This is a genomic window from Hymenobacter canadensis (assembly GCF_027359925.1).
Classification (GTDB): Bacteria; Bacteroidota; Bacteroidia; order Cytophagales; family Hymenobacteraceae; genus Hymenobacter; species Hymenobacter canadensis.
The window spans coordinates 221091-233285 of record NZ_CP114767.1; the positions used below are offsets into that span (position 1 = coordinate 221091).

The window sequence follows — 12195 nt, forward strand, 5'->3', positions numbered from 1 at the left end:
TCTTCCGTTCTGCTACAGCGCACTAGGGCAGAGTCAGGCGGTCTTTGGTGTTCAGGCTCGCCTGTTGCCTACGGCAACACCTGCGCCGAAAACCTGCCAGGATGTAAACACAAAAAGGCCCGGAGCAAGCTGCTCCGGGCCTTTCTGTTTTCAACAATCAGCGCAATCAATACAATCAGCGCTAATCAGTGATTTACTTGCCTACTTCCTCGTAATCCACGTCGGTTACGTTGTCGTGGGGCTGGCCTTGCTGGCCGTTGCCGCCGGGCTGGCCGGCACCGCCGAAGGGGTTGCCACCGTCGGCGCCGGGCTGGCCGCCTTCGGCACCGCCCTGGGCGTACATCTCCTGCGAGGCTGCCTGCCAGGCCGTGTTGATGGCTTCCATGGCCGTATCAATCTGGCTGATGTCTTTGCTCTCGTGAGCCTTCTTGAGGTCGGCGAGGGCATCTTCAACGGCCGTTTTGTTGCCGGCGCTCAGCTTGTCGCCGTACTCTTTCAGCTGCTTCTCCGTCTGGAAAATCATCGAGTCGGCGGCGTTTACCTTGCCGATGCGCTCCGTCTCGGCTTTATCGGCGTCGGCGTTGGCAGCGGCTTCGTTGCGCATGCGCTCAATGTCGGCGTCAGTCAGGCCCGAGGAAGCTTCGATGCGGATCTTCTGCTCCTTGCCGGTGCCTTTGTCTTTGGCCGACACGTGCAGAATGCCGTTGGCGTCGATGTCGAAGGTTACTTCGATCTGCGGAACACCGCGGGGAGCCGGCGGAATCGAGTCGAGGTGGAAGCGGCCGATAGTGCGGTTCTGCGAAGCCAGCGGACGCTCGCCCTGCAGCACGTGAATTTCTACCGAAGGCTGCGAATCCGAAGCCGTCGAGAACGTCTCCGACTTCTTGGTTGGAATCGTGGTGTTGCTCTCGATGAGCTTGGTCATTACGCCGCCCATCGTTTCGATGCCCAGCGAAAGCGGGGTCACGTCGAGCAGCAGTACGTCCTTCACCTCACCGGTCAATACACCGCCCTGGATGGCAGCGCCCACGGCTACTACTTCGTCGGGGTTCACACCCTTGGAAGGCTTCTTGCCGAAGAACTTCTCCACTTCTTCCTGGATGCGCGGAATGCGCGTCGAGCCACCTACGAGGATAACCTCGTCGATGTCGGAAGTGCTCAGGCCGGCATCCTGCAGCGCCTTTTTGCAAGGCTCCATCGAGCGGCGCACTAGGTTGTCGGCGAGCTGCTCGAACTTGGCGCGGCTCAGTTTCACCACCAAGTGCTTGGGGCCCGAGGCGGTAGCCGTCACGTACGGCAGGTTGATTTCGGTTTCGGTCGAAGACGACAGCTCTACCTTGGCTTTCTCGGCAGCTTCCTTGAGGCGCTGGAGAGCCATAGCGTCTTTGCGCAGGTCGAGGCCTTCGTTTTCGCTGGCGAACGTCTCGGCCAGGAAGTTGATGATTACCTGGTCGAAGTCGTCGCCACCGAGGTGGGTATCACCGTTGGTGCTCAGCACTTCAAACACGCCATCACCCAGCTCGAGGATGGAAATGTCGAACGTACCGCCGCCGAGGTCATACACGGCAATCTTCTGGTCTTTATGCTTTTTGTCGAGGCCGTACGCCAAAGCGGCGGCGGTGGGCTCGTTGATGATGCGCTTCACATCGAGGCCAGCAATGGCGCCGGCTTCTTTGGTGGCCTGGCGCTGGGCATCATTGAAGTAGGCAGGCACCGTAATAACGGCTTCCGTTACGGGCTGACCGAGGTAGTCTTCGGCGGTCTGCTTCATTTTCTGCAGAACCATGGCCGAGATTTCCTGCGGCGTGTACTGCCGGTCACCGATCTGGACGGCTACCGTGTTGTTGGAGCCTTTTACCAGCTGGTACGAGACGTTTTTGGCTTCCTCGGTCACTTCGCCGAAGCCACGGCCCATGAAACGCTTGATCGACTGCAGCGTGTTGATTGGGTTGGTAATCGCCTGGCGCTTGGCCGGGTCACCAACTTTCCGCTCGCCCTTGCCATTATCGAGGAAGGCTACGATACTCGGGGTGGTGCGGCGGCCTTCGCTGTTCGGAATAACTACCGGCTCGTTGCCTTCCATAACGGCCACGCACGAGTTGGTGGTGCCGAGGTCAATACCAATTATTTTGCCCATCTGAATGGTTATCGGTTAGGAGTTGGAGTGTCAGGTTGTAGGACGCGAATTGCTCGCATCGGGGGAGTTACAAGACGCGTACCAGCCGCAAAAAGCCTGCTTTTTCGTGACAGATTGTCATTTCTGAGCAGGTGCCCGAAGGATTTCGCGACGGACTGGCTTTTACGAAAAAGCCGGCGGCAGGATATGCTGCCACAGGGGCAGGGCTAATCGGTAGCCTGTGGCACGGACTTCAGTCCGTAGCCCGCTGCCGTCCGGTAGATAATGTGCGGTTCGGGGGGGCTACGGACTGAAGTCCGTGCCACATATAGCAGTCAGCGGGTAGCCGGATTTGCCAGAAACTCCTGAATCGTCTGCTCCCACAGTGCCTTATTCTTCCACCAATATGGCTCGTGGCCGGAGCCAGGAAAGTCCTGGCGCTTCTTGGGGCCGCGCAGAGCGGCGAAGATGGCGTCGGTTTCGGGGCGGGTTACGCGCGGGTCGGCGGCACCCCAGAGTAGTAGGGTGGGCGTGCTGGTGAGGGCCGCGTAGCGCGTGGCGTCGAGGTCGAAAGCCCAGAAGTTGTTGGCCAGGCCGCCCCACAACACCAGCAGGTTGGCCATCGGGAAGGGCGGGACGTGCATGGAGCGGAAGCGGCTTTGCGCGGTCTGGAGCATGGAGCCGTAGGGGCACTCCAGGATATTGGCGTCGGGCCGGATGCCCAGCTCGGCTTCGGCGCGCAGCGTGGCCACGGCCCCCATGGAGTTGGCGTAGATGAGCACCGGGCCGGGCCGCCGCTGCAGCCAGCGCACGGCCGTAGCCACGTCTTCAGCTTCATGATGACCCACGGTGCAGACGTTGCCCTCGGAGCCGCCGTTGCCGGCAAAATCGGTGAGCAGCACGTTGTAGCCGAGGCGGCGGAAGTAGCCGGCCTCGGTCAGAAGCTTGCTTTTGCAGCTGGTGTAGCCATGAAACAGGGCCACGGTGCCGCGCGCCTCGGGCACCGTGGCGTACCAGGTTTCCAGCCGCCCGTTGGGGCTGCTCAGATACACCGTGCGGTACGGGAAATCGGGCCGCTGCCGGTTGACGGGCTTCGGGTTTTTAATGCCCGTGAGCAGAATACCCACTTTCTGCAGGAGCGTCAGCTGCTCCGGGTTATCGGTGTGGGAGCCGGCTTCGGTGGTGAAATGCGTGAAGCGCCAGGCGTGAAAAAACGCCACTGCGTTCATTGCCAGAAACACCAGCACGGCCAGGCCAAGCGTCCGGCGCCACCGCCTCGCTGCCCGTCCGGCCACTAGCCGCGGCTGCTGCGGCTGCCACCAGCCGGGCCGGGCTTGCGCCCCGTCGTGCCCCGCCCCGCCGACTTTGGGCCGGGCTTGCTGCCGGTTTTGCCGGGCGAGGCGTTTTTGGGCTTGCCGTTGGATGGTTTGGCGCTGAACGTGCCCGGCCGGCCGGCCCCGCGGCTGCCGGCGGCGCGCCCATCGGCAGCGCCGGGTTTGGCTCCGCCCTGGCCCCCAAACCCGCCCCGGTTGTAGCCGCCGGCACTGTTCTGGCCGGTTTTGCTGGTGGCTGGGCGCACGCCGCCGGGCCAGTACTCCGAGGCTTTGGTGGTGGGCTTGTAGGTGCCGGCGGCGGCCGTCTGGGCGGCCATGTCTTCGCGCAGGGCCTGCACTTCGGCTTCGGTCAGTTCGCGCCATTGGCCGGGCTGCAGCTCAGCTACGGCCATATCGGCGATGCTGGCGCGCACAAGGCGCAGGGTGGGGTAGCCCACGGCGGCCGTCATTTTGCGCACCTGCCGGTTCATGCCCTGTGAAATCCGGATCTGGACCCAGCTGGTGGGAATGGCAGCCCGGAAGCGCACCGGCTTGCTGCGCTCCCAGATTTCGGGCGCTTCGGGCAGCAGCGCCACCTCGGCGGGGCTGGTGTAGCCGGTTTTCAGGTCGACGCCGCGGCGCAGGTTCTCCAGTGCGGCCTCGGTCGGAACGCCTTCCACCTGCACCCAATACGTTTTCGGCACCTTGAAGCGCGGCTCCGATAGGCGGTGCTGCAGCTGCTTGTCGTCGGTGAGTAGCACGAGGCCCTCGGAGTCGTAGTCCAGCCGGCCTACCGGATAAATGTCGGGTACGGCCACGAAATCCTTGAGCGTCTGGCGCCCGGCTTCGTCGGTGAACTGGGTGAGGACTTCGTAGGGCTTGTTGAGCAGAATGTAACGCATGGCGCAAAGGTACCGAGAAGATGGCCCGATGTAATACCAAGCTCCAGCTTGGTGAATCGTTGCTGACGGATGGCACCATAATACGAACGTTCTACTGCGCGTATCTCCCGCGCCGAGGCAACGGTTTCGTTCAACGATTCACCAAGCTGGAGCTTGGTGTTACACCCCGCCGGAATACTTGCGGGTGGCCCATTCCAGCGTGGCAAGAGCCAACAGCACGAAGAACAACCACTTCAGATTGATCAAATCCTGCAGATCCTGCTGCGAGTAAATGATGGGCTTGTAATCGGCCTTCAGAATATCATCCGTCAGCTGCTGAAACTGCTTGGGGAAATAAAGGCGCGAGCCACTGCGGCGGGCCAGCTGGTAGAGCAGGTTGTGGTCGGCGCGGCTTTGCAGGGCTTCGAGCTGCTGCTCCTGCACCAGCACCTCGCCGCGGTCTTGCTGGGGCTGGCCCGAGAGGGTGGCGCGGGCCACGTAGCGGTAGAGGCCGCCGGGCAGTGCGCCCAGGTGCAGCGGGGCGCCGTCTTCGGTGGTGGTGTAGGTGAAGGTGCGGGTTTTCTGCTGCTCGTCGGTGAAGGTGAGCGTGATTTGCTGGCCGTAGATGCGCTCGAAGATGGTGTTGTAGGTTTCGGCCGCGAAGGTCACGTCGTCCTGCGAGCTGAAGGCATCCTGGGTGGGGTACACGTCGAGGCGCTTCTTGTTGGCGTTCTGGGTAAGCAGCTGCAGCGTGCGGTTCACCAGCCGGTCGTAGGCTTCGGGCCGGTCGTCGTGCTCCACGGCTTCCTGCAGGCGCCACTGCCAGCTGCCCTCGGTGAGTAGGGTGGCCTGGCGCTGCTGCGGCGTGCCCCCGAAGACCAGCAGAGGCTTTTGGGTACGCACCCGGCCCACCTGCTGCCAGAGCGCGGCCTCAGCCCCGCCGCCCAGCCGGTAGTCGCCGAACGGCACCGGGGCGGGCGGGTAGGCGGCAAAGCGGCGCAGGGCGTCTTCCTCAAAGGTGAAGCGCGAGAAAGCCGGGTTGAGCGTAGGCGTCACGTCGTCGGTCTGGCTGCCGCGGGGCTGTACCGTGAGGCCGGTGCCGAGGGCGTTGTAGGCGGTGAAATCAGATTGCGCGCCCAGCACGTACAGGGCCGGAGTGCGGCGGCTGCGCACCTGCGCCAGCACCTCGGCCCCCACGCCGGAGCGGGCCGGCAGCTGGTGCAGAATGGCCACATCATAGTCCTGGCCGGCTTTCAGGGGGCTGATGCCGGGCAGGTAGGTGATGAGGTCGAAGTTGTCGTTGCCCTGGATGGCGGCGCGCAGGGCCTTGAGGTCGGGGTGGGGGGCAGCGCCGGCTAGCAGCACCCGCAGTTTGCCTTTCACCACCTCGATGTAGGCGAACTTGCTGTTGTTGAGGGCCGTGAATTCGCCGGCCTGGCGCTCTACCACCACCTCGTAGCGGCGCTTGCCGGGGGCAGGAGCCACCACCGTGAAGGCCACCTTGGTGCGCCGCTGGCCCGCGGGCAGCGCCACGCGCCGGGTCTGGAGCACGCGGCCGTTTTCGCGCAGCTGCACCACGGCCGCACCGCCTGCAAAACCGTCATAAGTGAGGTCGGCTTCGAGGGGGAAGCGGTTGCCGCTGAACGCCACCCGGTTGTAGGTGAGGGCGGGCAGGCTCAGGTCTTTTTTCGGCACCGTGTCGCCGAGGGCCAGGCTATAAATCGGGAACCGGAACTCCGCGAAAGTCGGCGACTGGCCCTGGTTTACGATGCCATCGGAGGCCAGCACCACGCCGGCCAGGTTGCGGCCATCGTAGCTTTCCTGGATGCCACTGAGCAGGGCGTTGAGGTCGGTGGCCGGGGCTGTGAAGCGCAGCGAGTCGGCGGGCCGGGCCGGGCCGGCCAGCGGGCGGGTTTCCACTGTGAAGCCTTTAGCCTGCAGCGTGGCCGCCAGCTGCCGCAGTCCGCCGGTGGCCTGGCCCAGCACTGGCGCGGGCGTAAACAGGGCCACCGACTGCGAGTTGTCGACGGCCAGCACGATGGTGGGCTTCTCGGTGGTGGTGGTCGTGGTGTTGAGGAAGGGCGAGAGCAGCAGAAAGCTCAGAAAGCTCACCACCACGAAGCGCAGCGCCGCCAGCCCATAATTCAGGCGGCGGCTCCAGGGGGCCTTGGCCGAGTAGAGCAGCGCCGCATAGCCCGCGCCCGCCAGCAGGCACGGCAAAATCAACCAGGGAGAAGCAGCTATAGAAATCAAAAGACGGAAATAGCGGGTGAGCAGGCTAAGAACCCCGGCAAGCGCCACAGAGTTGCGTAGCGAAGGTACGTAGTTCCGTTGCCTCACCCCCTAGCCGCCTCCGCGGTGGAGCTAGTTTTTAGTCGCCTCACCCCCAACCCCCTCTCCGAAAAGGAGAGGGGGGCTAGCTCTAGAAATTGTTCTGGCGTCTATCAGCTTTACCCAAAATATCCTTTTCAGAGAGCAGAGCTTAACTATCAAAAAAAGTATCTGTCTCACCTTTTCTACTGGAGAGGAGGCTATGCAGTGAGGCTAACGGCTGCGCACAGCCGTGCAATTTCCAGTTCCTCGTTGGTGGGCACCACCAGCACCTGCACGCGGCTGCCGGCTGCTGATAAGTCGCGGATGCCGGGGGCGCGGCGGGCGTTTTCGGTTTCATCGAGTTGGATGCCCAGGAAGTCCAGGTTGGCGCACACCAGCTGGCGCACCAGCGCGTCGTTTTCGCCCACGCCGCCTGTGAAGACTACGGCATCGGCCCCGTTGAGGACGGCCAGGAAGCTGCCGAGGTACTTCTTGATGCGGTGGGCGTAGAGGTCGTAGGCGAGGCGGGCGCGCGGGTCGCCTTCGTTGAGCAGGCGTGTGATGTCGCGCATGTCGCTGTGGCCGGTGAGGCCGAGCATGCCGCTTTCCTTATTGAGCAGGTTCTTGACGTCGTCGAGCGAGTAGCCCAGCTGCTCTACCAAGTGGAAGATAACGGCCTGGTCAGTGTCGCCGGCGCGGGTACCCATCACCAGGCCGTTCATGGGGCCGAAGCCCATGCTGGTATCCACGGCGCGGCCGGCTACGGTGGCGGCCATGCTGCAGCCGTTGCCCAGGTGCACCGTGATAACGCGGGCGTCGGGCTGGCCCAGGTAGCGCAGGGTTTCGCGGCTCACGAACTGGTGGCTGGTACCGTGAAAGCCGTAGGCGCGCAGCCCGTGCCGAGTGTACAGCTCCTCGGGCAGCGCGAAGCGGTAGGCGTGGGGCGGGAGTGTGCTATGAAACGCCGTGTCGAACACCGCCACCTGCCGGGCCTGCGGAAACAGCTGCTCGGCCACTTCCATGCCCAGCAGGTTGGCCGGGTTGTGCAGCGGGGCCAGCGGAAACAGCTCCCGGATGCGGGCCTTCACCTCCGGCGTTACCAGCGTCGGCTGCCGGAACTCCTCACCGCCGTGCACGGCGCGGTGTCCCACCAGCTGCACGTTGGCGGGGTTTTGCAGCACGCCGGTGGCGGGGTCGGTGAGCAGGCGCATGGCCTGCTCCAGGCCGGTGCGGTGGTCGGGGATGGGCAGGGTGTGGCGCTCGGTATGCTCCTGGCCGTCGGGCTGCAGGGTGGTGTGCGTGAGCTGGCCGTCGGGCAGTCCGATGCGCTCCACCAGCCCGCGGGCCAGCGGCTGCTCCTGCGGCCAGCGAAACAGTTGGTACTTCAGCGAGCTGCTGCCGGAGTTGATGACGAAGATGTGCATTGGGAGAGGTAGTGAGAGAGAAGCTGCTTGGGAAGTCGTCAGAATAATCAGAACGTCATGCTGAGCTTGCCGAAGCATCTCGCGTGCTGACGTCTGAATAGTAGTGCAACGTCAGCACGCGAGATGCTTCGGCAAGCTCAGCATGACGTTCTACTTCGGCAAGCTCAGCATGACGTTCTATAAGACGCTACAAAACGGCTTCAACATCTATTGACAAGAAGTTCGCGCTACTGAGCAACCTCCTTCTTAGCCGGCAGCAGCTTTTTCACCAGCCGTACTACCTGGTCGACCACGAAGCCAATCACCAAGCCGCCCAGGCCGCAGGCCACTACTTTAGCCAGCCAGGCCACGGCGGGCATGGAGGCCAGGGCTACTTCCAGGTCGTGCAGCAGGTGGGCGGTGAAGGGGATGCCGTGGGCAATGATTTCGGCGCCCACCCACAGCATGGCGGCGGTGCCCACGTAGCTCAGGATGCTGAGAAACTTCGGCATGAACTTCACGAGGCCGCGGCCGAAGCTCTTGATGGCCGCGCTGTTGTCGCCTTCGGCCAGGTGCAGACCGATGTCGTCGGCCTTCACAATCAGCCCCACAAACCCGTACACCGCCACCGTGATAAACACCGCCACGGCCAGCATCACGATGATCTGGTTCACGATGGGCTGGTCGGTTACCTGGCTGTAGGCAATGGCCATGATTTCGGCCGACAGAATGATGTCGGTGCGGACGGCGCCGGCTACGCGCTGCTTCTCCAGCTCCTCGGGCGTAATGGTTTCCATCTGCTCGGTTTCCGCCTGCGCCTCGGGGTGCTTGCTGAACATGGAATGCACCTTCTCGTAGCCCTCGTAGCACAGGTATGCTCCGCCCAGCATCAGGATGGGCGTGATGGCCCAGGGCGCGAAGTAGCCCAGCACCAGCGCCGCCGGCGTCAGAATCAGCAGCTTGTTGAACAGCGACTTTTTGGCAATCTGGAAGATGATGGACAGCTCCCGGCTGGGGTCGAGGCCGACCACGTACTTGGGCGTCACGGCCGTATCGTCAATCACGATGCCCGACACCTTGCCAGTGGTTTTGGCCACCTGCGCCGGCACATCGTCCAGGCTGGCGGCACTGACTTTCACTAAAGCCGAAATATCATCTAGTAATGCAAAAAGTCCGGAGGCCATGTAGGTTGATTGGGTGATGTATGCGAGTTTGAAAAAGGGTGTTCTGCCGGGCAGCCAGAACGGTGTAAAGACGCGTATTCGCGTCTCAATCGTTGCTGGTGTTGTTTAGGTGGCGCAGTTCCGGCCGTTCAACGATGAGACGCGAATACGTGTCTCTATCCCGTTGTGGCTGATTTTACGCAGATTTTTTACTGCCCCTGCGCCTGAATGGCCGTCAGCAGCACCGTGTTGTAGATGTCGTCGACGGTGCAGCCGCGGCTCAGGTCGTTGACGGGCTTGTTCAGGCCCTGTAGCATCGGGCCGATGGCCAGGGCGCCGGTTTCGCGCTGCACGGCTTTGTAGGTGTTGTTGCCAGTGTTCAGGTCGGGGAAGATGAGCACGCTGGCCTGGCCTGCTACCGGCGAGCCGGGCAGCTTCTGCTGGCCCACGGCGGGGTCCACGGCGGCATCGTACTGGATGGGGCCTTCCACCAGCAAATCGGGGCGGAGCTGGCGCACGAGTTGGGTGGCCTGGCGCACCTTGTCCACGTCGGCGCCCTCGCCGGAGGTGCCTGAGGAGTAGGACAGCATAGCCACCCGCGGCTCGATGCCGAAGCGCCGGGAGCTGTCGGCCGAGGAAATGGCAATTTCGGCCAGCTGCTCGGCGGTGGGGTTGGGGTTCACGGCGCAGTCGCCAAACACCGCCACCCGATCCGGCAGGCACATAAAGAACACCGACGACACCACCGACACGCCCGGCCGCGTCTTGATAAACTGCAGCGCCGGCCGAATGGTGTGCTGCGTGGTGTGCACCGCCCCCGACACCATGCCATCGGCGAGGCCCTTGTACACCATCATCGAGCCGAAATACGACACGTCGGTCATCAGGTCGCGGGCCATTTCCAGGGTCACGCCTTTGCTGCGGCGCAGCTCAAACAGGGTTTCGGCGAAGTCCTGGAACAGCGCGGAGGCGGCCGGGTCCAGCAGCTGCACGCGCTGCGGGTCCAGGGGGCGGCCGAGGCGCTTGGCGGCGGCCAGAATCTGGGTCGGGTCGCCGAGGATGGTGAGGCTCACCACGTCCTGCTCCAGCAGGCGGGCCGCCGCGCGCAGCACCCGGTCGTCGTTGCCCTCGGGCAGCACAATGTGCTTGCGTTGGCTGCGCGCCCACTGCAGCAGCTGGTACTGGAACATGTGCGGCGTGAGGCCGCGCGGCGCAAACGTGCTGAGCTGCTCCAGCAGGCGCGGCGCATCGAGGTGGCGCTCAAACGTCTGGATGGCCAGCCGGATTTTCTTGGTTTGCTGCGGCCCGATGCGCGCCTGAATGTTGCCGATGCGGGTGGTAGTCTGGAACGTACCCGACTCTACCAGCAGAATCGGCACGGCCGCGGGTAGGCCCTCAATCAGGCGCAGCACCGAGTCCTCGGGCCGGTAGCCGCTGGTGAGCACCAGCCCCGCCACGCGCGGGTAGCTGGCCGACATATTGGCCTGCAGGGCACTCAGAATAAGGTCGGCCCGGTCGCCGGGCGTGATGATGAGCACGTTTTCCTCGAGGCGCAGCAAAAAATTGGGCACCTGCATCGAGCCATTGATGAAGTGGTCGACGGGGTTGGTAAGCTGGTCGGCCCCGAACAGCAGCTCCCCGCCCAGCTGGTCATGGATTTCCTGCATGGTGGGGCTGCGCAGGGCCGGGCTTTCCGGAATGAGGGCCAGTTGGGTTTCGGACGGCAGCTGGTCGCGGAGCAGGGTGCGCACCTCATCCAGCTGCGCCGGGGCCACGCGGTTGAGCACTAGGGCCAGCACCTGCACCTCGCTTTCCAGCGCATCGCGGCGGATGGACAAGGCGGCGTTGACGAGCTGCTCCACGGTTTTGTCGAGGCCCGAAATCAGCAGCACCACCGGCACGCTTAGGTTGCGGGCCACCTGCCAGTTGAGGTCCAGCTCCAGGGCCAGGCTGCTGCCCACGAAGTCGGTGCCTTCCACCACTACAAAGTCGTGGGCGGCTTCCAGCTGCTTGAAGCGGTGGATGATGGTGTCGAGTAGCTCACCGGCTCGGCCGGCCTCCACCATGCGCAAAGCCTCCTGGCCGGTGTAGGCGTAGGTATCGGGGTAGGCGAGGGGCAGCTGGAAGTGCTGCAGCACCGTCTGGATGTGATAGTCGGGCTGGCCGTCGGCGAGGGGCGTGATGATGGGCTTGAAGTAGCCCACCCGCTGCGCCTGGCCCAGCAGCAGGTGTACCAGCCCCAGCGTCACAACGGACTTGCCGCTGTACGGCTCGGCAGTGGCAATGAAAACGGCTTTGCTCATGAGTAAGTCGGAGGTAGTCAGAAGCGCTTACGGATGCGGCGCAAGGTAAGGCGAGCGGCGCAGAGAATCCCGCTGTAATGCGGCAGCTAACCGTATTGCTTATCTTGACGCCTACTACCCTTCTACGATAATCAGCTAGGCCGCTATGTGCGCCATGAACAGACTTGCCGCAGTAATATTATGGCCGCTTGGTGTAGCGCTGGTCTTACTGCCAAACGGCTGCGCGTACGGCAGTAAGACCAGCAGTAAGACCAGCAGTGAGAGCAGGAGCAGGACCACAACGCCTTACGCCGAGGCAAAACTCCGTGGCTGCTTGCCCGAGCGCTGGACGGTGCGGAAAGTAACGGCCGACAGCAGCAAGATTGCCCTGGCGCACATCGGCAAAGCAGACTTTGAGCTGCATTTCGAGGCGCAGTATTCGGTAGTGGATACGCTGTATGCCCGGCAACTAAATAAAAAGCCCGGTAACACCTACCAGCCGCACATCATCCTGCATTTCTACCGCCACTCGGCTAAAGTAAAGCAACAGGCGCGCTTCGTACAGGATAATATGGCCATCATATCAGCGCTTGCATTTCCGCAGGATTTCGGAGAAACGCAGGATTTCCTGGTGTACGAATCCACCGGCCCGGTTGCGCTGCGCTCTGTTGATGCAGCGGAAGTGCAGTTGAGAAATTGCCTTCAGGCCAAGCTGCGGGAGTAA

General features: G+C 63.1%; 8 protein-coding genes. 1 reads left to right on the top strand and 7 read right to left on the bottom strand.

The window, feature by feature from the left end; all coding sequences use genetic code 11:
- Positions 1–193: 193 nt before the first annotated feature.
- The 7 genes from dnaK to pta form a co-directional block, all read right to left on the bottom strand.
- Positions 194–2137, bottom strand: a complete 1944-nt coding sequence (gene dnaK, locus O3303_RS01015; RefSeq protein ID WP_269560207.1) for a molecular chaperone DnaK — start codon at positions 2135–2137, stop codon at positions 194–196.
- 314 nt (positions 2138–2451) lie between these two features.
- Entirely contained in the window at positions 2452–3336 is an 885-nt protein-coding gene (locus tag O3303_RS01020) for an alpha/beta hydrolase (RefSeq protein ID WP_269560208.1), read from the bottom strand.
- Between the two features lie 74 nt (positions 3337–3410).
- Complete coding sequence (locus tag O3303_RS01025) at positions 3411–4331, bottom strand: pseudouridine synthase (protein WP_269560209.1); 921 nt, start codon at positions 4329–4331, stop codon at positions 3411–3413.
- A 159-nt stretch (positions 4332–4490) separates the two neighbouring features.
- Entirely contained in the window at positions 4491–6530 is a 2040-nt protein-coding gene (locus O3303_RS01030) for a VWA domain-containing protein (protein ID WP_269560210.1), read from the bottom strand.
- A gap of 311 nt (positions 6531–6841) precedes the next feature.
- Entirely contained in the window at positions 6842–8047 is a 1206-nt protein-coding gene (locus tag O3303_RS01035) for an acetate/propionate family kinase (RefSeq protein ID WP_269560211.1), read from the bottom strand.
- Between the two features lie 227 nt (positions 8048–8274).
- The gene (locus tag O3303_RS01040; protein ID WP_269560212.1) at positions 8275–9210 is read right to left on the bottom strand and encodes a DUF808 domain-containing protein; all 936 of its coding nucleotides are present in this window, start codon (positions 9208–9210) and stop codon (positions 8275–8277) included.
- Between the two features lie 188 nt (positions 9211–9398).
- Positions 9399–11492, bottom strand: a complete 2094-nt coding sequence (gene pta, locus O3303_RS01045) for a phosphate acetyltransferase (protein ID WP_269560213.1) — start codon at positions 11490–11492, stop codon at positions 9399–9401.
- Between the two features lie 154 nt (positions 11493–11646).
- Between pta and O3303_RS01050 the strand changes: the two genes are divergently transcribed.
- Positions 11647–12195 (top strand): hypothetical protein, encoded by a 549-nt coding sequence (locus O3303_RS01050; protein WP_269560214.1) that lies wholly within the window; start codon positions 11647–11649, stop codon positions 12193–12195.